The organism is Bradyrhizobium sp. OAE829 (assembly GCF_040546575.1).
In the GTDB taxonomy this organism is placed as follows: domain Bacteria; phylum Pseudomonadota; class Alphaproteobacteria; order Rhizobiales; family Xanthobacteraceae; genus Bradyrhizobium.
In genome coordinates this window covers 568328-590615 of record NZ_JBEPOE010000001.1, presented here as the reverse complement: position 1 = coordinate 590615, position 22288 = coordinate 568328, and the positions used below count along the sequence as shown (strand labels likewise).

At 62.9% G+C, this 22288-nt stretch carries 20 protein-coding genes and 1 pseudogene; 17 read left to right on the top strand and 4 right to left on the bottom strand.

Annotated elements, in window-relative coordinates; genetic code table 11:
* Positions 1–2 precede the first annotated feature (2 nt).
* From nuoN to ABIE49_RS02670, 11 genes and pseudogenes are all read left to right on the top strand, one after another.
* Complete coding sequence (gene nuoN, locus ABIE49_RS02720; RefSeq protein WP_192733443.1) at positions 3–1442, top strand: NADH-quinone oxidoreductase subunit NuoN; 1440 nt, start codon at positions 3–5, stop codon at positions 1440–1442.
* On the top strand, positions 1443–2255 hold the full coding sequence (locus tag ABIE49_RS02715; RefSeq protein ID WP_192733442.1) for a biotin--[acetyl-CoA-carboxylase] ligase: 813 nt from the start codon (positions 1443–1445) through the stop codon (positions 2253–2255).
* On the top strand, positions 2255–3925 hold the full coding sequence (locus ABIE49_RS02710) for a ribonuclease J (RefSeq protein ID WP_192733441.1): 1671 nt from the start codon (positions 2255–2257) through the stop codon (positions 3923–3925). Before ABIE49_RS02715 ends, ABIE49_RS02710 begins: the two co-directional genes overlap by 1 nt.
* A gap of 40 nt (positions 3926–3965) precedes the next feature.
* On the top strand, positions 3966–4370 hold the full coding sequence (mce, locus tag ABIE49_RS02705; RefSeq protein ID WP_192733440.1) for a methylmalonyl-CoA epimerase: 405 nt from the start codon (positions 3966–3968) through the stop codon (positions 4368–4370).
* Between the two features lie 5 nt (positions 4371–4375).
* Entirely contained in the window at positions 4376–4651 is a 276-nt protein-coding gene (locus tag ABIE49_RS02700; protein ID WP_192733439.1) for a DUF1467 family protein, read from the top strand.
* Between the two features lie 70 nt (positions 4652–4721).
* On the top strand, positions 4722–5069 hold the full coding sequence (locus ABIE49_RS02695; RefSeq protein ID WP_192733438.1) for a hypothetical protein: 348 nt from the start codon (positions 4722–4724) through the stop codon (positions 5067–5069).
* A 39-nt stretch (positions 5070–5108) separates the two neighbouring features.
* Positions 5109–6419: an S-methyl-5-thioribose kinase gene (mtnK, locus tag ABIE49_RS02690; protein WP_192733437.1), complete on the top strand. Its 1311-nt coding sequence runs from the start codon at positions 5109–5111 to the stop codon at positions 6417–6419.
* 197 nt (positions 6420–6616) lie between these two features.
* A complete protein-coding gene (locus tag ABIE49_RS02685; RefSeq protein ID WP_192733436.1) occupies positions 6617–8368 on the top strand; it encodes an adenylate/guanylate cyclase domain-containing protein in 1752 nt (583 codons plus the stop codon).
* A 17-nt stretch (positions 8369–8385) separates the two neighbouring features.
* The gene (locus ABIE49_RS02680; protein ID WP_192734283.1) at positions 8386–8592 is read left to right on the top strand and encodes a hypothetical protein; all 207 of its coding nucleotides are present in this window, start codon (positions 8386–8388) and stop codon (positions 8590–8592) included.
* Positions 8571–8900 (top strand): annotated as a pseudogene (locus ABIE49_RS02675) (S-methyl-5-thioribose kinase); the annotation flags it as partial. The gene ABIE49_RS02680 and the pseudogene ABIE49_RS02675, both read left to right, overlap by 22 nt.
* A gap of 106 nt (positions 8901–9006) precedes the next feature.
* Complete coding sequence (locus tag ABIE49_RS02670) at positions 9007–9948, top strand: hypothetical protein (protein ID WP_192733435.1); 942 nt, start codon at positions 9007–9009, stop codon at positions 9946–9948.
* Between the two features lie 18 nt (positions 9949–9966).
* On the opposite strand, the gene ABIE49_RS02665 is transcribed toward ABIE49_RS02670, so the two are convergent.
* The 4 genes from ABIE49_RS02665 to ABIE49_RS02650 form a co-directional block, all read right to left on the bottom strand.
* The gene (locus ABIE49_RS02665; RefSeq protein WP_192733434.1) at positions 9967–11001 is read right to left on the bottom strand and encodes an ABC transporter permease; all 1035 of its coding nucleotides are present in this window, start codon (positions 10999–11001) and stop codon (positions 9967–9969) included.
* Between the two features lie 12 nt (positions 11002–11013).
* Positions 11014–12516, bottom strand: coding sequence for a sugar ABC transporter ATP-binding protein (locus tag ABIE49_RS02660; protein ID WP_192733433.1), 1503 nt, complete (start codon positions 12514–12516; stop codon positions 11014–11016).
* Between the two features lie 6 nt (positions 12517–12522).
* Positions 12523–13542: a sugar ABC transporter substrate-binding protein gene (locus tag ABIE49_RS02655; protein ID WP_192733432.1), complete on the bottom strand. Its 1020-nt coding sequence runs from the start codon at positions 13540–13542 to the stop codon at positions 12523–12525.
* A gap of 155 nt (positions 13543–13697) precedes the next feature.
* Complete coding sequence (locus ABIE49_RS02650) at positions 13698–14105, bottom strand: globin (RefSeq protein WP_192733431.1); 408 nt, start codon at positions 14103–14105, stop codon at positions 13698–13700.
* Positions 14106–14613: 508 nt separating this feature from the next.
* Between ABIE49_RS02650 and ABIE49_RS02645 the strand changes: the two genes are divergently transcribed.
* From ABIE49_RS02645 to proS, 6 genes are all read left to right on the top strand, one after another.
* Positions 14614–14988, top strand: a complete 375-nt coding sequence (locus ABIE49_RS02645) for a DUF2946 domain-containing protein (protein WP_192733430.1) — start codon at positions 14614–14616, stop codon at positions 14986–14988.
* 93 nt (positions 14989–15081) lie between these two features.
* Positions 15082–17277 carry a TonB-dependent receptor domain-containing protein gene (locus ABIE49_RS02640; protein WP_192733429.1) on the top strand — a complete coding sequence of 732 codons (2196 nt, stop codon included), beginning with the start codon at positions 15082–15084 and terminating at the stop codon, positions 17275–17277.
* Between the two features lie 94 nt (positions 17278–17371).
* Complete coding sequence (locus ABIE49_RS02635) at positions 17372–17875, top strand: copper chaperone PCu(A)C (protein ID WP_192733428.1); 504 nt, start codon at positions 17372–17374, stop codon at positions 17873–17875.
* Between the two features lie 38 nt (positions 17876–17913).
* Entirely contained in the window at positions 17914–18438 is a 525-nt protein-coding gene (locus ABIE49_RS02630; protein ID WP_192733427.1) for a YcnI family protein, read from the top strand.
* A gap of 5 nt (positions 18439–18443) precedes the next feature.
* On the top strand, positions 18444–20003 hold the full coding sequence (locus ABIE49_RS02625; RefSeq protein WP_192733426.1) for a copper resistance CopC/CopD family protein: 1560 nt from the start codon (positions 18444–18446) through the stop codon (positions 20001–20003).
* Between the two features lie 923 nt (positions 20004–20926).
* On the top strand, positions 20927–22249 hold the full coding sequence (gene proS / locus ABIE49_RS02620; RefSeq protein WP_192733425.1) for a proline--tRNA ligase: 1323 nt from the start codon (positions 20927–20929) through the stop codon (positions 22247–22249).
* Positions 22250–22288 lie beyond the last annotated feature (39 nt).

Here is a 22288-nt window from a genome sequence, read left to right as displayed (position 1 = left end):
CCATGAGCTTCCAGAGTGCAGGTTATCAGTTGCTGCCGGTGTTGCCGGAGCTGGTGCTGGCCGCGGGTGCCATGGCTCTGCTGATGCTCGGCGCCTATCGCGGCGGCGAGGGGACGACCCGCCTCGTCACCACCCTTGCGATATGCCTGCTGGTGGTGACCGGCGCGCTGGAACTGATGCTGCCGGCTGGCAAGCTCACGACCTTCGGCGGCAGCTTCATCGTCGACGATTTCGCGCGCTTCCTGAAAATTCTGGCGCTGATCGGCTCGGGCGCGACCCTGATCCTGTCGGCCGAATTCCTCTCCGATCCGTCGCGGCGGACCTTTGAATTCTCGATCCTGGTGCTGCTCTCGAGCCTCGGCATGATGGTGCTGATCTCGGCCGGCGACCTGATCATGCTCTATCTCGGGCTCGAATTGATGTCGCTGGCGCTCTACGTGGTCGCCGCCAGCAACCGCGACAACGCCAAATCCACCGAAGCCGGCCTGAAATATTTCGTGCTGGGCGCGCTGTCGTCGGGCATGCTGCTGTACGGCGCCTCGCTGATCTACGGCTTTACCGGCACCGTCAGCTTCGCCGGCATCGCGGCGGCTGCGAAAACCGGCAATATCGGGCTCGTATTCGGCCTGGTGTTCCTGCTCGCCGGCCTCTGCTTCAAGGTATCCGCCGTGCCGTTCCACATGTGGACGCCCGACGTCTATGAGGGCGCGCCGACGCCTGTAACCGCGTTCTTTGCCTCTGCGCCGAAGGTGGCGGCCTTGGCGGTGTTTACGCGCGTGGCGCTGACGGCATTCCCGGGCATCGTCTCGCAATGGCAGCAGATCATCGTGTTCGTGGCGATCGCCTCGATGGTGCTGGGCTCGTTTGCCGCCATCGGGCAGAAGAACATCAAGCGACTGATGGCTTATTCGTCGATCGGCCATATGGGTTTTGCGCTGGTCGGGCTCGCGTCCGGCACCGTCGAGGGCGCGCAGGGCGTGCTGGTCTATATCGCGATCTATGTCGCGATGACGCTCGGCACTTTCTCGGTCATCCTGACCATGAAGCGCAACGGCCAGCCGATGGAGCAGATCAGCGACTTTGCCGGTCTGTCGCGCACCAATCCGCTGCTCGCCTTCTTCTTTGCGATGCTGCTGTTCTCGCTGGCCGGCATTCCGCCGCTCGCGGGCTTCTTCGCCAAATGGTACGTGTTCGTCGCCGCGATCAAGGCAGGCCTGTTCACGCTCGCCGTGGTCGGCGTGCTCGCCAGCGTCGTGGGCGCGTTCTACTATCTCAGTATCATCAAGGTGATGTATTTCGACGAGCCGGCGGGCGAGCTTGATCCGATGCGCACCGAATTGCGCGTGGTGCTGGCGATCACCGGCGTCTTCACGATCTTCTTCTTCGTCTATCCGGGGCTGCTGGTCAGCGTGGCCGCGGCCGCGGCGAAGTCGCTCTTTTAAATGGCCTTCGCGCTCGGTCCCCGGGCCACATCGGCGGGTTACCGTCTCGCCGCCTTCGATCAGGTCGGCTCGACCAATACCGAGGCCATGGCGCACGCCCGCAGCGGCGAGCCCGGATCGACTTGGTTCGTCACGACGGAGCAGACGGCCGGAAAGGGACGGCGCCAGCGCGCCTGGATCGCGCCGCGCGGCAACCTCGCCAGCAGCGTTCTCGAAGTCATCGACGTCCCGCCCGCAACCGCCGCGACATTGGGCTTTGCCGCCGGGCTCGCGATTGCAAGCGCCCTGCAGCAGGTGAGCATCGAAGCCAATCTGCGAAGGGCCGGCTCTGACCCATTGAAATTCCAGCTGAAATGGCCGAACGACGTGCTGGTCGAGAAGCAGAAGCTGGTCGGTATTTCACTCGAAGCCGAAGCTGTCGCGGGCAACCGGCTGGCCGTCGTGGTCGGCATCGGCACCAATGTGGTCGCAGCCCCCACGGGCACGCCGACGCCGGCCATTTCGCTGGCGGCGCTAGGTGTCCATGTCGGCGCCGAGGAGCTGTTCGCCGTGCTGTCGGACGCCTGGGTCGAATTCCGCGGCATCTGGGACAATGGTCGCGGTTTTGCTGAAATCCGCCGGCTGTGGCTGGCGCGCGCCGCCGGCCTCGGCGAGCCGGTCGCCATCCAGACCGGAACGGCGACTATCGCAGGCACGTTCGACACGATAGATGAAGGCGGCTGCCTGATCGTCCGGACCGCAGAAGGCAAGCACCTCCCGATCGCCGCGGGCGAGGTTTATTTTGGCTCGGCGGCCTCCGTGGGAGCTGCCTGATGGCTAGACCAGATGAACTGACCTTTGCGCCACTCGGCGGCGTCGGCGAGATCGGCATGAACCTGTCGATCTACGGGCTCGGCAACCGCCACGAGCGGTCCTGGCTTGCGGTCGATCTCGGCGTCTCCTTTGGTGACGAGGAACATCTGCCGGGTATCGACCTGATCATGCCCGACATCCGCTTCCTGGAGAAGGAACGCAAGAATTTGATGGGGCTGGTGCTGACGCACGCCCATGAGGATCATTTCGGCGCCATCATCGATCTCTGGCCGAAGCTGCAATGCAAGATCTACGCGACCAAGTTCAGCGCGGCCCTGTTCGAGGCCAAACTGGCGGCCGAACGCAACCCGCCAAAAATCCCGGTCACGGTGGTGCCTTCAGGGGGGCGTGTCCATCTCGGTCCGTTCAACGTCGAATTCATCCCGGTCGCGCATTCGATTCCGGAATCGCACGCGCTGGCGATCCACACTTCGGTCGGCACCGTGCTGCACACCGGCGACTGGAAGATCGATCCGACGCCGATCATCGGGCTGCCGACCGACGAGCGGCGCCTGCGCGAACTGGGCGACGAGGGCGTGCTGGCGCTGGTCGGCGATTCCACCAATGCGGTACGGGACGGGCGCTCGCCCTCGGAAACCGAGGTCGCCGCGACAATTACGAAATTGGTAAAGGCCGCCAAGGGCCGGGTCGCCGTCACCACCTTCGCCTCCAACGTCGCGCGCCTGAAGGCGGTCGCGGATGCCGCCAAGGCCGCCGACCGCGAAGTGGTTGTGGTCGGCCGCGCCATGGAACGGGTGGTGCAGGTCGCACGCGAAACCGGTTATCTCGACGGCGTCCAGAGTTTCCGCGGAGCCGACCTTTACGGCCATTTCCCGCCGGACAAGGTGCTGGCGCTGTGCACGGGAAGCCAGGGCGAGCCGCGCGCGGCGCTGGCGCGCATTGCCAATGACGACCATCCGCAGGTGACGCTGAACAAGGGCGACTGCGTGATCTTCTCCTCGCGCACCATTCCGGGCAACGAGAAGGCGGTCGGCAGCATCATCAACGGCCTGGTCACGCAGGGCATCGAGGTCATCACCGACCGCACCGATCTGGTCCATGTCTCCGGCCATCCGCGCCGCGACGAGCTGCGCGACATGATCTCCTGGGTGCGTCCGCAGCTCTTGATCCCCGTGCATGGCGAAGCGCTGCATCTGTCCGAGCACGCCAAGCTGGCACGCACGGCCGGTGTCCCCAAAGTCCTGATTTGCCGCAACGGCGACCTGGTCAAGCTCGGCCCCGGCGACCCCGGCATCATCGACCAACTACCTTCGGGCCGGATTTACAAGGATGGCACCATCCTGGAAGATTCCAAGTCGCGCGCCGTGGTGGAGCGGCGGCGGATGGGATTTGCCGGCTGTGCCTTCGTGGCGATCGCGATGACCGACAAGGGCGAGCTGGCCGACGATCCCGAGGTCGATCTGGTCGGCATCCCCGAGAAGAATACGGCCGGCGAGCCCCTCGACGACATCGTGTTCGATGTGGTGGTATCGACCGTGGAAGGCCTGCCGCGGGCGCGGCGGCGCGATGCGGACGCGACAGCGGAATCGGTACGCCGCGCGGTGCGTGCGGTGCTGAACGAACATTGGGGCAAGAAGCCGATCTGCCTCGTGCATGTGCTGACGATCTAGCGCGTGTTCCGCGGAATTGGGTACTAGGGGAGGAGCAACGATGCTGGGCCGGCTCAATCATGTCGCGATCGCGGTCAAGGACGCCGAGAAGGCGGCCAGGATTTATGGCGGCGCGTTCGGCGCCGAAATCTCCGGCGCGGTGCCGTTGCCGGAGCATGGCGTCATCACCGTGTTCGTGACGCTGCCCAACACCAAGATCGAGTTCATCCAGCCGCTCGGCGACGCCTCGCCGATCGCCAAATTCGTCGAGCGCAACGCCGACGGCGGCATCCATCACATCTGCTACGACGTGCCCGACATCATCGCGGCGCGCGACAAGCTGATCAGCGAGGGCGCGCGGGTGCTCGGTGACGGCGTGCCCAAGATCGGCGCCCACGGCAAGCCGGTGCTGTTCTTTCATCCGAAGGATTTTTCCGGCGCGCTCGTCGAAATCGAACAGGCCTGATCCGCATGGCCTATAACATCTCGACGATGTTCGCGATCTACTTCGTGTTGTGGTGGGTCGTGCTGTTCGTGACGCTGCCGTTCGGCGTGCGCAGCCAGCACGAGGACGGCGAGGGCCCCCCCGGTACCGATCCCGGCGCGCCTATCATGGCGCGGATGGGCCGCAAGCTGATCTGGACCACGATCATATCGGCGGTGATTTTCGCCATCGCGATGTGGGCCTATTATCAGGGTTTTCTCAATATCGAGCGGTTGTCCAAGTTGATGGGGATGCCGTTCTAGAGCAGAGGGGCGCGTCATGCACATTTTGCGGCGCGGCGAGGCCAGGCATTAGCTTGGCGGGAGAACAGAAATGACTTTTCAACGCATCATGATTGCTCTGGTGATCCTGCTCGCCGCCGGCCTTGGCGGGTCGTTCTACATGAACTGGAAGACGCTGAACCAGCTTCGAACGGTCAAAGCCTTCGTCGAACAGGCGGTCTTTCCCGACGCCGTCGTGGCCTGCGAGAAAGCGCAGAGCTCGACGCCGTTCAAATGGACCGGCGGCAAACAGACCGCGGCGATCGGCCTGAATTCGGTCAAGCTCAACAAGGACACGATCATCGCGAGCTACACGCTGGTCGCCGACAGCGTCTATTGCGACTACGATCCGATCAAGAAAAAGGCTGACATCGGTTCCAACTTCCTCGAGCGGGATTGAGACCGAAGCTCAGGCGTCAACAACCGGAGGCGACGACCGATGACCGCACACGAGCGACCGTTGGATATCCCCCGGCCGGAGCAATACCGAATTCTGCGCGAAGCCGATCTGCGCGACTATCTTGCGCAGCTTCCCGCGATCGCAAGCCAGCTTGGCGGCTCGCCGGCAACCTGGTCGATCAGCGAGGTCGGCGACGGCAATCTCAACCTCGTCTTCATCGTGCGCGGCGGGGCTGGCAGCATCGCCGTCAAGCAGGCGCTGCCCTATGTTCGCCTGGTCGGCGAGAGCTGGCCGCTGCCGCTGTCGCGCTCGCACTATGAACATCTGGCGCTGACCCATCAGGCCCGGCTGGCGCCCGCCCTGGTGCCGGCGGTGCTCCACCACGACGAGGCGCTCGCCCTGATCGCTATGGAGTTTCTCGAGCCGCATATCATCATGCGCAAGGGGCTGGTGGCCGGCACCAGTTATCCGCGCTTCGTCGACGACATCACGAATTTTCTGGCGCGAACGCTGTTCTTCAGCTCCGACCTCGCGGTCCCCGCCGCGGAAAAGAAGGACGGCATTGCCGCCTTTGCCGGAAATCATGCGCTGTGCAAGATCACCGAAGACCTGATCTTCACCGATCCCTACCGCGTCGCCGAACAGAACCGCTGGACACAGCCCTGGCTGGATAGGACCGCTGCAAGCTTTCGCGACGACCTCGACCTGCATGTCGCGATCTCCAGGCTCAAGCTGAAGTTCATGGCCTCGCCGGAAGCGCTGATCCACGGCGACCTCCATACCGGCTCGATCATGGTGACCGAGCGTGAGACCCGCGTAATCGATCCCGAGTTCGCGTTCTATGGGCCGATGGGGTTCGATATCGGCGCCGTCATCGCAAACCTCCTGATGGGCTATCTCGCCTCCAGCGGCCACGAAAGTTCGCCTGGCGACCGGCGTGCCTTTGAGGCATGGCTGCTGGAGACGGTCGAGCGCGTGTGGACGGAGTTCGCGCGAAAATTCGTCGAGTTGTGGCGCGCGGAGGCGAAGGGCGACGCCTATCCGCCATCGCTGTTTGCCGGCGCGGACGGTGCTGTTCGCCTCGAGGCCGAGCGGCAGGCCTATATGGCGAAGCTGTTTGGCGACACCGTCGGGTTTGCCGCGGCCAAGATCATCCGCCGCATCCTCGGTCTCGCGCACAATATCGACTTCGAACTGATCGAGGACCCGAAGCGCCGCGCCGTCTGCGAAGCGCGAAGCCTGCGTCTCGCACGTGCCATGATGGTGGAATCGTCGTCATTCCGCACGACCGGCGATGTGACGAAAGCGGCACGAGAAATGCGCGACTGGCGGCCGGATTTCAGTGGGTAAGGACTAGCGGCTGGCTAGGGCGTGGTCCACTTCCGCTTTCGGCGGATTGCGGACTGCTGCTGGTTCGACCCGGTTGCGAATGACCCATAACAGACATACCTCCTAAAGGCGGCGGCAGAATCAGATATCGCCCCTTTGGTGATAGCCGCGCGCTCATTGTGGTACAGTGCCGCAAGCCGTAGCCTGGAGAGCAGTCCATGGCACAGCAGCGGGTTGAACGCAGGCTTGCAGCGATCCTTGCCGCCGATGTGGCTGGTTACAGCCGACTCATGGGCTTGGACGAGGCAGGGACCGCGCGCCGCTTGCGTGACCATCTAGCGGCAATGCGGCCGATCGTCGGAAAGCACGACGGACGGATTTTCAAGACCATGGGCGACGGCGTGCTCATTGAGTTCCCATCGGTGGTGGCAGCGGTCGAATGCGCGATCAAAGTGCAGAAGCTAATGGCCCGACGCAACGCCAAGCTGATCGCGGAACAGCGCGTGCTATACCGCATCGGCATCAACCTCGGCGAGGTGCTGGTCGAGGGCGATGACATTCTGGGCGATGGTGTCAATATCGCAGCGCGACTCGAAGGAATTGCTGAACCCGGCGGAATCTGCTTGTCGCGTTCCGCATACGAACAGGTCAAGGGTAAGATCGACGCCCAGTACGCTGATATGGGTGAGCAGCGCTTGAAAAACATCGCTGACCCGTTGCAGGTATTTCGGGTCAACGTCGGATCGGCGGCTGCCGCGTCGGCTCCGCCAGCTCTGCCATTGCCGGACAGGCCGTCCATCGTGGTTCTGCCTTTCACGAACCTCAGTGACGATCCGGAGCGCGCGTACTTCGCGGACGGCGTCACCGAGGATCTCACCACGGCGTTGTCCCGGCTTCGCTGGCTCTTCGTCATCGCCCGCAACTCGGCCTTTGTCTACAAAGACAAAGCCGTCGATGTGAGGACAATTGCCCGCGATCTGGGCGTGCGCTATGCCCTGGAGGGCAGCGTACGCACGGCTGGCCAGCGCATCCGCATCACGGGCCAGCTCATCGATGGGGAGACGGCCAAGCACATCTGGGCGGAGAAATACGATCGTCAGCTGCACGACATCTTCACGGTCCAGGACGAGATCACGGAAAATATCGTTGCCGCGATCGAGCCGCACCTCTACGCCCAGGAGGGCTATCGTGCCGCCCGACAGCCGCCTGAAAGCGTCGATGTCTGGGGACTCGTGGTCCGCGCGATCGACCTCATTAACAAGTTTGGCCGCAATCACAACGAAGAGGCGCAACGCTTGCTGCGCCGCGCCATAGAGATCGACCCGCACTATGCGCGAGCGCACGCCACGCTCAGCTGGGCGATCTGGTGGGCCACGCTCTACTATTACGTTGAAGACCGCTCCGAGGGCTACAGGCAGAGCGCCTTGCACGCCCATGAGGCGTTGCGCCTCGATCAGAGCGAGCCGTGGGCCCACATGACCGTCGGACTCAACTTGAGCACCTCCTGCCAACACGAGCGGGCGCTGGCCGAGCACCAGGCCGCCCTCAACCTCAATCCCAGCTTCGCGCTCGGGCGCACGGCTTATGGCTGGGCGTTGTTGCGGGCGGGTCGCTTCGATGATGCGATCGCCGAAACTGCAAAAGCGCTTCGCATGAGCCCATTGGATTCCTTTGCCGGCCTTTACACCACGATCCACGGTTTGGCGTTGCTCGCGGCGCGGCGCTTTGCGGAGGCGCTGCCGTATGTCCGGGCATCGGTCGCCGCCGATGCCGAATTCGCTGGGCACTACAATGCGCTCATCAGCTGCTGCGGGCATCTCGGCCTGATCGAGGAGGCGGTGGAATTCACTGCCCGCCGCAACAAGGTCGGGCCACCGCTGAGGGTGGGCGTGCTGCGCAACAATCTGCGCGGCTTCGCCCATTGCGAGGTGTTCGCGGAGGGCTTGATCAAGGCCGGCATTCCCGAATAGGCGGCGTCCTTCAAGATATGATCGACAAAGATATCAGCTCGGCGAAAGCCCTCGGCCAGGTTTGCCCGTTGCAAGCGCCCGCGGCGGCGCCCGAACACCAGCTCAATGTCGGGTGTTCGCACGTTGCGGATATGACGGTCCGGGCCGACGACGTCGGGCTCATCGGCGCAATGCGGACTCTGGCAAATGTGCGTCCTCGGCAGATCTATGGGTTCACGGCCTAGAAGGCCGCGCCTACCGACAGCTCTCTCCCGCGGCGCGCCTTGAGGCCGAACCGCAGGCCTATATGGCACGGCTGTTTGGCGAAACGGCCGGGTTTGCCGCGGCCAGGATTATTCGCCGCATCCTCGGTCTCGCGCACAATATCGACTTCGAACTGATCGAGGACCCCAAGCGCCGCGCCGTCTGCGAAGCGCGGAGCCTGCGCCTTGCGCGGGCGATGCTGGTGGACGCGGCGTCGTTTGCCTCCATCAGTGCCGTCACCCGGGCGGCACGGGAAGTGCGCGACTGGCAGCCGGAGTGGCACATATAGACCACAACAATCTATGACAGAAAAAGGCGTTGCTGCTACTTTGACCGAAATCAATCGAATTGTGATTTGATGAAGGGCAAGGGCAGGGATGTGGATCAGGAGACTTTTGGCAGCAGTTTTCGTTATAGCGTTTTCGTCGGACCTGCAGGCCGTCGAATACCCAGTTGTCGGTGTGTGGGCTAACGCAAACGACCCAGCGGGAATTGAAGCTGTTCAAGCGTGCGCGTCCTATTCTAAGGATCGCAAGGCGCCGAGGGGCAATCTCCTGGTTTTCAACGGCTCGAAAAAAACAGAGTTCAATGGAGGTTATCTTGAGGAGGAGACCGTCAACAATTTGACCGTACGAAAGATCGGCGTGAGCGAGTATCAAGTGACTGACAGTTATTATCACGATGGCGAAGGAGGAGGGCGGCCAGGATTGAGGCGCCGTTCCTATAAGCTTCGGCTGCTTACGCCTGATAAGATTGAACTCAAGGAAGGAAACTATCCGAGTCAACAGTTCATTCGCTGTCCATCTGAGTCTCACGTCGCAACATCTGGTAGTCCGCCGAACTCCCAATCCTCCTCTATCAGCGCCTCTGTTACAAATAGTGCGAATAAACCAGGGTATGTGCTGGTAGAGCCCGGCAAACAATTCGGAACGATCGGTGATTGGAAGATCTCAACGGCTCGATTTGGCGTTGGGTGTTTGGCCGTGCACGGTTATGACGACACTTCCAACGTCACCGTCGGTGGCGAGACGCCCAAGAAACTAGCCATAGTAATTGAGGCAGCTAGAAAGTTGTTCACGTCGAACCTCGACGCGGAACCGTATGTCGACAGCGTTGAGCTGGTACTTGGAAACTGGAGAAGAGGAGAATTGGCGCCGTATGGCTATCGAGGAACACCAGGAGTTGTAGCTCCTTTCGATGCCGCGCTCTCTCAAGCTTTTCTGGAGGCGCCCTCGATCAAGCTTACGGAACGTGGTTCAGTCAAGCTGGTCGTTCCGTTGAAGCAAACCAAGGAAGCGATGGGAATGCTGCTCGACTGCTTTAGAAAGACACGATGACGTCCTGGAACGCCGCCGTCAATCGACCGACCGTTCCCGCAGCTTCTGCGCATAGACGTTGATCACCAGCGCTGCGAGCAGGATCAGGCCCCGGATCAGGATCTTCAGAAAACTGTCGATGTTGACGTGGTCGAGGCCGTTGTTGAGGACGCCGAGCACGAACAGGCCGACGACGGTGTTGCCGATGCCGCCGCGGCCGCCGAACAGGCTGGTGCCGCCGACCACGACGGCGGCGATCGAGTCGAGCAGGTAGGTGTCGAACTCGTTCTGCTGCGCGCTGCCGAAATGGGCGACGCCGAGCATGCCGCCGATGCCCGAGCAGACCGCCGCGATCACCATCACGCTGCCGAGGATGAGCTTGACGTTGAGCCCGGAATACTCCGCCGCCTCGCGGTTGCCGCCGACCATGTAGACGTAGCGGCCGAAGCGGGTGTAGGTCAGCACCAGATGGCCGCCGAGCAGCATCAGCGCGGCCACGATCACGATGCATGGGACGCCACCGACCGATCCCGATCCGAGCGTCGTGATCACGTCGGGCACCTTGTAGGCGATCTGGCCGCGCACCAGCAGCGCGGAAATGCCCGCGGCGATCTGCATCATTGCCAGCGTCATGATGAAGGAGGGAATGCCGATCACGGTGAGCCCGAACGCATTGACGACGCCGAGCAGGGCGCAGAGCGCGAGCGCCAGCATGACCGCGGCCCAGCCGGGCATCGGGACGTTGGCGATGTTCACGTAGGATTCCTGCAGCGTGAAATAGGCGACCGCGATGCCGGTGACGTTGGCGATGCTGGCGATCGACAGGTCGATCTCGGCGCACAGGATCACGAAGGTGAGGCCGACGGCGATAATGCCGGTCACCGAAACCTGGGTCAGGATATTGCCGAAATTGTCGAGCGTCGCAAACGACGGACTGGCGGCGGCAAAGAAGCCGGTCAGGCAGATCAGCGTCAGGAATGGCGCGATGTTGCGCATCTGCGAACGCAGGAACCTGCCGACGCTGCGCGGCCGCTTGCGATCCGCCGGGACTGTCGCGCTTTCACTGCTCGCCATTCAAAGTTCTCCTCAAGCCGCTTGCAGCAGACGGTCCTTGCTGACCATCTCATGAGCGAATTCGCGCACGACTACGCCGCGCTTGAGGACGATGATGCGGTCGGCCAGCGACAGCACCGTCTCCGGTTCGGTCGAAAGCACGATCACGGCCAGTCCCTTGGCGCGCAGATCCCTGACGATGTTGATGACGTCGTTCTTGGCGCCGACGTCCATGCCCCGCGTCGGCTCGCACAGCACCAGCAAGCGCGGCGGATAACTCAGCCATTTCGCCAGCGCCACCTTCTGCTGGTTGCCGCCGGACAGCATGCCGAGTTCGAGTTCGACGGCCGCGGGCCTGATCTGCAACTGCTCGACTTGGCGGGCGGCGATCGACCGCTCGCGTGCGGGCTTGAGCAACAGGGCGGAAATCCGGCCCAGCACGCTGATCGAGATGTTCTTGTAGACCGGCTCCTGGTGGAACAGCATGGCGCGGCGGCTTTCGGGAACGAAGGCGACGCCGGCGCGCCGCGCCGCCGCCGTGCTGGCAAACGATTTGGGCTCGCCGCCCACGATCAGCGTGCCGCGGTCGGGCTTGATCTTGCCGAACAGGATCCGCGCCAGCTCGAGCTGCCCGCAGCCCATGAAGCCGTAGATGCCCAAAACTTCGCCGCCGCGGGCCTCGAAAGAGACGTCCTGCAGGCTGCGGGCGAGCGTGAGCTCGTCCGCTTTCAGCACCGCCGGACGATCGGTCGGCGGCGGCAGCATGATGTCGTCGGTATAGGTCTCGCCCAGCGCCTCGCTGCCCTTACCGATCATGGCCTCGATCAGTGCGGCCTTGCTGGTCGCGGCGGATTCCGTCTCGGCGACTTTGCGGCCGTTGCGGAACACCGTCACCGTGTCCGAGACGCGCAGGATGTCCTCGATGAAATGCGAGATGAAGACGATGGCGCAACCCTCGTCGCGCAGCCGCCGCAGCGTCGCGAACAGGCGCTCGACCTCGGGCGGCGAGAGGGCGGAGGTCGGCTCGTCGAGAATGACGATGCGGGCGCCCGAGAACAGGACGCGGGCGATCTCGATCAGCTGCTGCATGCCGATCGGCAGATCGCCGAGCCGCGACATTGGATCGACGTCGATGCCGAATTTGGCGAGCTGCTCGCCGGCCTCGCGCGCCATGCGCCGCCACTGCACGAGGCCGAAGCGGTTGGTCGGCTGGGTGCCGAGAAAGACGTTTTCGGCCACCGACAGATCAGGGGCGACGCTCAGCTCCTGGTGGACCATGGCGATGCCGGCCGCATGCGCGTCGCGGGTCGAACGGAAACGGGTGTCCTTCCCATCCAGTGCAAAATGGCCGGAGAATTCCGCATGCACGCCGGCGATGATCTTCATCAGCGTGCTTTTTCCCGCGCCGTTTTCGCCGACGAGACCGTGGATCTCGCCGGCGAACAGCGCAAAATCGACCCCGCGAAGCGCCTCGACGCCGCCGAAGGCTTTGGTGATCCCTCGCAGTTCGAGGATGGGTGCGCGTTGCGGAATCATCAGACTTCAGATCAGGAAATGATTCTCCATCCACTGCATGCCCGCCGCGTTGGCCTTGGTCACGACCGGGCCGTCCGTTATCACGTGCTTCGGAATGCCCTGGCCGCTCTTTTCGCCCCCGGTCACCGCGGCGACGCCCGCGACGATGGCGCCGCCATGGATGCGGCACGAAGGATTGCGGACGGTCGCGAACATCCGGCCTTCGCTGACGGCCTGGATCGCCGGCGGCATGGCGTCGACCCCGCCGATCAGGATGTTGGTGCGGTTGCGCGCCTTCATGATGTTGTAGGCGGCGAGCGCCATGTCGTCATTGTGGAAGAAGGCGGCGTCGATCTGCGGGTATTTTGTCAGATAGGTCTCCCACAGACGCGCGGCCTTCGTGACGTCCCAATCGGCGGGCTGGGTATCGAGCACCTCGATGTTCGGGAATTGCTTGACGACCGTGTTGAATCCCTTGGCGCGGCCTTGCGCGCCGGTGTGGCCGAGGGCGCCCTGGGTCATGATGATCTTGCCCTTGCCGCCCATGGCGTTGCACAGCGCCTGCGTCACCGAGGCGCCCATGAATTCATTGTCGGGGGCGAGGAAGGAGTGGACGTTGATCTGGTCGAGCGGCGCGATCAGCGTGTCCATGTCGATGACCGGGGTGCCGGCGCTGATCATCTTCTGCACCGGCTGGGTCAGGGTGCCGATGCCGAACGCCTGGATGGCGACGAAATCCCATTTCTGCGACGCCATGTTGTCGATCGCGGCGCGCTGCTTGACGGCGTCGAGCTGGCCGTCGAACCAGGTGACCTCGACGTTGAACAGCTTGCCCCACCATTCCGCGGCCTGCTTGCCCTGCGCGCACCAGGTGGCCTGCAGGCCGGCGTTGGAGAACGCGGCCTTCAGCGGTTTCTCGGAACGTGCGGCCTGCGCGAGTGCCGGGCTCACGCCCAAGCCGCCGAACAGCGCGGATGCTGCGCCGGCGAACGCCGCCGACTGAAGAAGATCACGCCTGGTCGTAGAGGATTTATCCGTCCCTGACATTGCTTGCTCCCTCGCTTTCATTTTATGACCGAGGGCGTTACACGCACCGCGGATGCCGGCAGTGTCTCACACTCGCCGCGCACGCGCCACCCGTTCGCTGATCACGTCATCGCTGAGGGTGCAGACTCTATCGAGCAAGTCGAGCGGAAGCCGGCCTAGCTTGTGCGCTGCAAGACCAGCTGCTCGATCTCATCGAGCAATTTCCGCCATGCAGCATCGATCTCTGGCGACCAGTCCTGATCGAGGATGTCGCGCAGGGTCGCGGCGATCACACCGAAGAATGCGATGAACAGGTCGCGCGGCGTGCCGTAGGCGTCGTGGGAGGAAATCTCGCACTCGATCATGCGGAAGTGGCCGGTGCGGGGCCCTGCGAAATCCAGGATCGCATCGATCGTCAGCGCCAGCATCGAGCCCTTGACGAGTTCGCTGCCCTCGGTCCGGAACATCGTGTGTGTTTCTGGATGTTCGCGGTGCAGGCGCGCATACACCAACGGCGTCAGGTCCGCGCAGCGGCTGGCTGCGATCTCAAAGCTTCGCAGAATCGGATTGGAGGGCGCGATCATCGGGCGTACGCGATCTCGATTCTTCGAACGACTATAAAAAGATGATCGCAGAAAACACGACCACAAAAAAAGAGCAGGGCACGGAGCCCTGCTCAAAAATTGTGTCGACCCTTTTACCTCGAAAATTTGGGTTTGATCTTGATTGACGAGGCGACGCTGCTTGTGCGCGTCAGGGCTCCTCCCGAGACTTGGACCACCAGACTTCAACCTTTCGGCCAGCCTGAGCCAGCACATGTAGACTATCTTTTTCCGCTTGTCACCATTTTCAGCAACGATTGTTCAAAATTCTAGCAATCTGCGAAATGATTGGAATTCCACCACTATTCCTTGTGGCGGAGGGTCAGTACCCGCACCGGGTCGCGGGCGCGGAGGGCCGAAATCGCCGCTCAACCGGCTGGAACGCATCTGAAAAGCCGGGTTATTTGCGCAACACAAGCGGATAAACCGGAAACCCGATCTCGACTTCGGACTCTCTCGGTGATTAGTTCCTGATCCGGATGGGTTTGCGATGCGCGCGCGGCTGAAAAATTTCCTACCGATAGTCCTGATCGCCCTGGTGGTGCAGATTTTCGCACCGATCGGCGCGTGCTGGGCGGCCAGCATCGCGGCCTCCGATCCGATCGCCGCGGCCGTGATCTGTCACGGCAATGCAGATGCCTCCACCGGCCAGAGCGACCAGACCGGGCATCGCGCGCACGACGGCTGCTGCTCGGTCTGCAGCGTGCTCCACACCGGTGCGCCGGTCGATGTGCCGCAAATCGCCAACGCCGTCATCTTCGAACGCCAGCACGCGCGCGTGGTCTGGGTCGAATTCATAACGGACCGCTTCGGTTCCCGCGCCGGCTCGCACGCCCAAGCGCGCGCGCCTCCGTCCATTTCCTGACCTTTCGAACATCCGAACGATCGGTGCGGCCTCGGCTGCGCTGATCGGTGCAGTTCATTAACCGGCCGCCAGAGCCGGTGTCAGGAATACCACATGTTTCACTATCACTTGCCCGCGGGCGCGCTCGCTTGCGCCGCCGTCTTTGCATCCGTTTCGGCGGGTGCTCAAACCAATATGCAAAGTTCGCTTCCGCCCGTCACCGTGGATGCCCCGACGCCGCAGCGGACAATTTCAGCCCGTGCTCCGCAGCGCAGTGCAGCGCGCACGGCGCGGGCGTCTCGTGTTCGAAATCCGGCCCCGGTTGCGCCGCCGGTTGCGAGCGACCCGGCGAGGGGGCCGGCACTGACGGTTCTCACGGTGCAACAGGCGATCCGCGAGATTCAACAGACACCGGGCGGCGTCGCGCTCGTTCCGGCCGAGGCCTACCGGAACTCGACCGTCGCCAATACGATCAAGGATGTTCTCGATTACGTCCCCGGCGTCTTCGCGCAGCCCAAATGGGGCGACGATTCCAGGCTCTCGATCCGTGGTTCCGGTCTGTCGCGTAACTTCCATCTGCGCGGCGTCCAGCTCTATATGGACGGGATTCCGATCAACACGGCTGATGGTTACGGCGATTTCCAGGAAATCGATCCGACCGCCTACAAATACGTGGAAGTCTTCAAGGGCGGCAACGCCCTGCGGTTTGGCGCGAACTCCCTGGGCGGGGCCATCAATTTCGTCACGCCGAGCGGTCGCGACCCGTTCGTGAACGGCGTGAGTGTCGATGGCGGTGCTTTCGGGTTTCGCCGGCTGCAGGCCAACGCGGGTGGCGCCAACGGGCCCTGGGACGGTTTCGTGACCGCATCGACCCAGGCGGCGGACGGGTTTCGCGATCACAGCAACGGCAGTGCAACGCGCGTCAGCGGCAATGTGGGCTACCAGTTCTCGCCCGATTTCGAGACGCGGTTCTATGTAAACGCCAATCAGGTCCGGCAGCGGATTCCCGGCACCGTTACCAAGGCATCTGCACTCACCTCGCCCGAGACGGCTGCTCCGAACAATGTCTTGATGGATCAGCAGCGCAACATCGATACGGTGCGGCTGGCGAACAAGACGACGATCCGGTTCGAGGACACCGTCGTTGATTTCGGCGTGTTCGGCGTCGACCGCCATTTGATGCATCCCATCTTCCAGTGGCTGGACTATCGCTACAAGGACTATGGCGGCTTTGCCCGCGTCACTGACGATCGCAACATCGGCGGCTTCCGCAATGTTCTCGTCGCCGGCGTCAATGTCATCAACGGCAGTATCGACAACCAGCAATTTGCCAATATCGCCGGACAGAAGGGAGCGCTGCTGTCCTCATCGGTCGACAAATCGCAGAACACCTCGGTCTATATCCAGGACTCGTTTTACTTCCTGCCGAACGTGGCGGCCGTCGCCGGTACGCAGTTCCTGTACGCCACGCGCGACCGTCGCGACCGATTCCTGAGCGATGGAAATCAATCGGGACGAACAGAATTCAACCTGTGGAGCCCCAAGGCCGGCCTGCTGTGGGACATCGATCCGACGTGGCAGGCCTACGCCAACATCTCGCGCAGCGCCGAAGTTCCGAGCTTCGGCGAAAGCGCGAATGTACCGGGCGTCGCGGTCATCCCGTTCACCAGCATCCGGCCGCAACGCGCGACCACCTATGAAATCGGCACCCGCGGGCGGCGCCCAGATTTGACCTGGGAACTGACCGGCTATCGCGCCGACATCAAGGACGAACTGCTGTGCCTCTACAGCGCGTTCGGCAATTGCAACGTGACCAACGCCAATCGGACCTACCATCAGGGAATTGAAGCCGGCCTGGGCGCAGTTGTCGTCAAGGGGCTGTTCGTCCCGGGCAGCGCGCCAGACAAGGTCTGGGTGAACCTTGCCTACACCTTCAACGATTTCCGCTTCGACAACGATCCCGTCTTCGCGAACAACCAGTTGCCCGGCGCGCCGCGTCATTACCTGCGGGCCGAACTGCTCTACAAGCATCCGACGGGAATCTATGTCGGCCCCAACGTCGAATGGGTACCGGAATCCTACTATGTGGACAGCGCCAATACCCTGAAGACGTCGGCCTATGCGATCGTCGGGTTGAAGGCGGGCGTCGACAATGGCGGTACCTATTCGATGTATATCGAGGCTCGAAACATTGCCAACAAGGCCTACATCAGCTCCGCCAGCATCATCGACAGGGCCAATCCGAACTTGCCGTTATTCGAGCCCGGCACTGGCCGTGCCGTGTACGCGGGCGTAAAAGCGCGGTGGTGATTGATTGCGACTCCCGGCGCGCGCACGTTGCGCCGGGAGGATTCGAGACGCCGTTTGCGGGCGCGAGCCGCAAAAGAAAACCAAGGAAAATCCGATGAATTCTCTCACTCGTACCGTTGCCTGCGTCGCTCTCGTGGCCGCGCTATTCACCGCTCCCTTGCACGCGCAGGAGGTCAAGGCCGGCGATCTCGTGATCACGCGAGCCTGGAGCCGCGCCACACCGGGCGGTGCCAAGATCGCGGGCGGATACCTCACCATCGAGAACAAGGGGCAGGCGCCGGATCGGCTGATAAAGGGCGCGGCTGATATCTCCGGCAAGATCGAGGTCCACGAGATGGCAATGAACAATGGCGTGATGACGATGCGCTCGCTCGACAAGGGGCTCGCCATCGAACCCGGCAAGACCGTAAAACTCGCGCCGGGCGGCTATCATCTGATGCTGATGGACCTCAAGGGCCCGCTCAAGCAGGGCGACAAGGTGCCGGTCACGCTTGAGTTCGAAAAAGCGGGCAAGGTGACGCTGTCGCTCGACGTGCAGGGCGTCGGCGCCCAGGCGCCCGCGCATGATCATTCGGGTCATTCCGGCATGAAGAAGTAGTGGCGATGGAAAGCGTTCGTGAACATGAGAGGCCAAAAATGTTGAAGCCAAACTGGCTAGTCGCTGTCGCTGCACTCTGCGCCGCGTCTTCCGCCAACGCGCACGTTACGCTCGAGAAGCGCGAGGCGGCCGTCGGCAGCTATTACAAGGCGGTATTCGCCGTGCCGCATGGTTGCGCGGGATCGGCCACCGTCAAAATACGGGTGCAAATCCCCGAAGGCGTGATCAGCGTCAAGCCGATGCCGAAGGCCGGCTGGACCCTCGAGACGACAAGGGGGAAATACGCTACCGAATACGAATATCATGGCAACAAATTCTCTGAAGGCGTCAAGGAAGTGTCCTGGAGCGGCGGCAAGCTCGCCGACGACAACTACGACGAATTCGTCATGGCAACCTTTCTCACCGGCGGCCTGAAGCCAAACACCACGCTGTATTTTCCGGTGCTGCAGGAGTGCGAGAAGGGGGTTAGCCGCTGGATCGATATTCCGAAGGCCGGAGCCGGGTCGCATAGTCATGACGGCTCGTCGCCGGCGCCCGGACTCAAGCTGATTTCGAAGCCGTAAATTCGATGCTACGTGCCATCGCAGCCGTCGCGGCACTGCTGGTGGCGCTCTGTCTTGCAACTGAAACCTTTGCGCATGCGTCGCTGGTGGCTGCCGAACCTGCCGATGGCAGCGTCGTGGCCGAGACGCCAAAGACCGTGCAGTTGCAGTTCAACGAAAGCGTCACACCCGCGGTCGTCAACCTGATCGATGCCGCGGGCAAGACGCGCCCCGTCACGGTTCGCGCGGTCGACCAATCCGTCGTGATCGTGTTGCCGGACGATCTGCCGCGCGGGACGCAGGTCGTCAGCTATCGCGTGGTTTCCCAGGACGGACATCCCGTTGGGGGATCGGTGGTGTTTTCGATCGGCGTTGTGACGGCCAGCGCCGCCAAGTCGAATGGTGGCCCGGTTACGGTCCTGATCTGGCTGGCCCGCATCGGGGTTTATGTCGGCTTGTTCGTAGGCATCGGCGGCGCGTTCTTTGCCGTATGGATCGGGCAGGGCGGTGCGCGCGTGATCACGGGCGCGCTTGCCGTCGGTGTCGCGAGCGCGGTCGCCTCACTTGGCCTGCAGGGTCTCGACTTGCTCGATCGTCCGCTCGGCGGGCTGGCGACATCAGCGCCATGGACCAGCGCGCTCGGAACCAGCCTCGGACCGTCGCTGCTGATTGCGATCGCGTCGATGGTCATCGCCGGGTTCGCATGGCGCAGCCCGACCGGGATGACCGCCAGGGTGTTGACTGTTCTCGCGATGGCAGGCGTCGGGTTGTCGCTGGCAACGAGCGGGCACGCCGCAACGGCTTCACCGAAATCGCTGACGGCGCCGGCGATGTTCGTCCATGGCGTTGCCATCGCCTTTTGGATCGGCGCACTCGCGCCCCTCGTGGTGCTGGCGCGCCAATCGCCGGGAGCGGTGGTGCCGGTGCTGCAACGGTTCTCGCGCCTGGCCGTGCCGGTCGTCGGGCTTCTGGTGTTGAGCGGATTGGGTCTGGCGATCATCCAGCTGGAAAGCGTTGGCGCGCTGATCGAGACCCGATACGGCAATATCCTGCTGGTCAAATTGATACTGGTCACGGTCCTTCTTGGGCTCGCCGCGCTGAACCGGTACCGCCTGACGCCGGCCGTGGCGGCCGATCCGCAGAATACGCGGCCATTGATCGGCTCGATCCTGATCGAATGCGTCGTGGTGGTGGGCATCCTCGCCGTCGTCGCTGGCTGGCGCTTCACGCCGCCGCCGCGTGTGCTCGCGGCCGCCGCGCAGGCGCCGCTGGCGATCCATATCCACACCGAGAAGGCGATGGCTCAGGTCTCGATTTCGCCGGGCAAGGTGGGTTCGGATGATTTTGTCCTGCAATTGCTGACCGGCGACTTCGGCGCGCTATCGGCCAAGGAGGCAACCCTGACGCTGAGCCTTCCGGAGCGCGGCATCGAACCATTCGAGCGTGGGGCGACGCGCGGACCGGATGGGTCCTGGCACGTGCGCGGCGTGCCGTTGCCGCTCGCCGGCCGTTGGCACATGCGGATCGACGCGCTGGTGACCGATTTCGAGAAGGTCACGCTGGAAGGCGACTTCGACGTACGGTGACGGAGTATGCTGCGTCGCCTCGCGCGCAAGCGCAATCTCGCGGCCGGCGTGCGACAAATCAACCCGACGGGCAAATCAGTTCTGTTTTTCGTAAATCGTGTCAAGCCAATAATTTCTGAAAATCGAAAATATTCTTGTTTCCATCCACCCAAATCAGTGCGCATCTATCGCCATCCCGTCCCACTCAGAGGGGCGTCGGCCGTCGTCACGACGAGGGGCGGGTTGCGGTGGACGCTGAGGTTGCGATTGACGGTCGCGGCTGATGCGTACGGTGAAAGCGTGTGGTCCTGGCGCCCGTAACGGCGTCAAGCCTTAAGGGAGCTAACGCTTCCGAGGGGTGACGGTGGCAATAGAGGCCGTCTCACCGGGGAGAGCGCGTCATAAGCCGTAAAGCCACTGCGCAGGGAATGTCGGATGTTCTCCGCTGCCCTGTATGCTCGTGTGCAGCTTCTTTAGCACAATCGCACATGAGACCGCGGGTGCAGCGCGCATCCGGCATTCCCTGCGCCCTCTGGATTTCGGGGGCGAAAGTTCTCTGCAAACCTCGGGCGCAATGCGTCGCGGGAACGCGGACCCATATTCAGTGTCGTCACCCGCCCGAGTGCGCAATTGCGCACGGGGGGCGGGTGACCCAGTATTCCAGAGTCGCTGATGATAGAACCGATAGGCCGCGGCGTACTGGATCCCCCGCATGCGCGGGGGACGACAGAATCGTATGGAGACGCACCGTTCCCGGTCATTGCCTGCGAAGACCAACCCGGACCTGATCGCGCCGCAATTATGGGCTCAAGATCGGGTGATCAAAACGGCCGGAAATCCGCGTATCTTGCGGCTTTTTAAGGTGTTCCGGCCTTGTATTTTCGTAGCCGATCCGGTTTCACTGCCATTCTTCCTTTCGTCCCCCTGATTCCCTGAGTTGACCCATGCGATTGTCGCGGTTTTTTCTGCCCATCCTGAAAGAAAATCCGAAAGAGGCGGAGATCGTCTCGCACCGCCTGATGCTGCGCGCCGGCATGATGCGGCAGGAAGCGGCGGGCATTTACGCCTGGCTGCCGCTGGGTTTTCGGGTGCTGAAGAAGATCGAGCAGATCGTCCGCGAGGAGCAGGACCGCGCAGGCGCCCTAGAACTGCTGATGCCGACGCTGCAACTCGCCGATCTCTGGCGCGAGAGCGGCCGCTACGACGCCTATGGCCCGGAAATGCTGCGCATCAGCGACCGCCACAAGCGCGAACTGCTGTACGGGCCGACCAACGAGGAAATGATCACCGAGATCTTCCGCGCCTACGTCAAGTCCTACAAGAGCCTGCCGCTCAATCTCTACCACATCCAGTGGAAGTTCCGCGACGAGCAGCGTCCGCGTTTCGGCGTGATGCGCGGCCGCGAATTCCTGATGAAGGATGCCTATTCGTTCGACATCGACGAGGCGGCGGCGCGGCGCTCCTATAACCGGATGTTTGTCGCTTACCTGCGCACCTTCGCGCGGATGGGGTTGAAGGCGATCCCGATGCGCGCGGAGACCGGCCCGATCGGCGGCGATCTCAGCCACGAGTTCATCGTGCTGGCCGAGACCGGCGAGTCCGGCGTCTATTGCGACAGCGACGTGCTCAACCTGCCGATCCCGGGCGACGACGTCGATTATGACGGCGATCTGACCCCGATCATCAAGCAATGGACCTCGGTCTATGCCGCGACCGAGGACGTGCACGATGCCGCGCGCTTCGACAGCGAAGTGCCTGCCGAGAACAAGGTGCACACCAGGGGCATCGAGGTCGGCCAGATCTTCTACTTCGGCACCAAATATTCTGACGCCATGAAGGCGATGGTCGCGGGCGCCGACGGCGTCGACGTGCCGATCCATGGCGGCTCCTACGGCGTCGGCGTGTCGCGGCTGGTCGGCGCCATCATCGAGGCCTGCCATGACGATGCCGGCATCAAATGGCCGGAAGCGGTGGCCCCGTTCACCGCCGTGATCCTGAACCTGAAGCAGGGTGATGCGGCCGTCGATGCCGCCTGCGAGGCGCTATATCGAGAACTCGAGGCCAAGGGCGTCGATGTCCTCTATGACGACACCGATCAGCGCGCAGGGGCGAAGTTCGCCGCCGCCGACCTGATCGGTATCCCCTGGCAGATTCTGGTCGGCCCCAAGGGCCTCGCCGAGGGCAAGCTCGAGATCAAGCGGCGCAGCGACGGCTCACGCGAGAATCTCAGCCCGGCGGAAGCGGTCGCCAAGATAGTTGGACGATAAGCGGACGATCGCGGGATAAAGATTATCCACGTGGGGCGG

Bases quoted from the DNA above. Each gene is read 5' to 3' on its own strand.
- nuoN (WP_192733443.1), top strand. From the start codon at position 3: ATGAGCTTCCAGAGTGCAGGTTATCAGTTGCTGCCGGTGTTGCCGGAG.
- ABIE49_RS02715 (WP_192733442.1), top strand. From the start codon at position 1,443: ATGGCCTTCGCGCTCGGTCCCCGGGCCACATCGGCGGGTTACCGTCTC.
- ABIE49_RS02710 (WP_192733441.1), top strand. From the start codon at position 2,255: ATGGCTAGACCAGATGAACTGACCTTTGCGCCACTCGGCGGCGTCGGC.
- mce (WP_192733440.1), top strand. From the start codon at position 3,966: ATGCTGGGCCGGCTCAATCATGTCGCGATCGCGGTCAAGGACGCCGAG.
- ABIE49_RS02700 (WP_192733439.1), top strand. From the start codon at position 4,376: ATGGCCTATAACATCTCGACGATGTTCGCGATCTACTTCGTGTTGTGG.
- ABIE49_RS02695 (WP_192733438.1), top strand. From the start codon at position 4,722: ATGACTTTTCAACGCATCATGATTGCTCTGGTGATCCTGCTCGCCGCC.
- mtnK (WP_192733437.1), top strand. From the start codon at position 5,109: ATGACCGCACACGAGCGACCGTTGGATATCCCCCGGCCGGAGCAATAC.
- ABIE49_RS02685 (WP_192733436.1), top strand. From the start codon at position 6,617: ATGGCACAGCAGCGGGTTGAACGCAGGCTTGCAGCGATCCTTGCCGCC.
- ABIE49_RS02680 (WP_192734283.1), top strand. From the start codon at position 8,386: ATGATCGACAAAGATATCAGCTCGGCGAAAGCCCTCGGCCAGGTTTGC.
- ABIE49_RS02665 (WP_192733434.1), bottom strand. From the start codon at position 11,001: ATGGCGAGCAGTGAAAGCGCGACAGTCCCGGCGGATCGCAAGCGGCCG.
- ABIE49_RS02660 (WP_192733433.1), bottom strand. From the start codon at position 12,516: ATGATTCCGCAACGCGCACCCATCCTCGAACTGCGAGGGATCACCAAA.
- ABIE49_RS02655 (WP_192733432.1), bottom strand. From the start codon at position 13,542: ATGTCAGGGACGGATAAATCCTCTACGACCAGGCGTGATCTTCTTCAG.
- ABIE49_RS02650 (WP_192733431.1), bottom strand. From the start codon at position 14,105: ATGATCGCGCCCTCCAATCCGATTCTGCGAAGCTTTGAGATCGCAGCC.
- ABIE49_RS02645 (WP_192733430.1), top strand. From the start codon at position 14,614: ATGCGCGCGCGGCTGAAAAATTTCCTACCGATAGTCCTGATCGCCCTG.
- ABIE49_RS02640 (WP_192733429.1), top strand. From the start codon at position 15,082: ATGTTTCACTATCACTTGCCCGCGGGCGCGCTCGCTTGCGCCGCCGTC.
- ABIE49_RS02635 (WP_192733428.1), top strand. From the start codon at position 17,372: ATGAATTCTCTCACTCGTACCGTTGCCTGCGTCGCTCTCGTGGCCGCG.
- ABIE49_RS02630 (WP_192733427.1), top strand. From the start codon at position 17,914: ATGTTGAAGCCAAACTGGCTAGTCGCTGTCGCTGCACTCTGCGCCGCG.
- ABIE49_RS02625 (WP_192733426.1), top strand. From the start codon at position 18,444: ATGCTACGTGCCATCGCAGCCGTCGCGGCACTGCTGGTGGCGCTCTGT.
- proS (WP_192733425.1), top strand. From the start codon at position 20,927: ATGCGATTGTCGCGGTTTTTTCTGCCCATCCTGAAAGAAAATCCGAAA.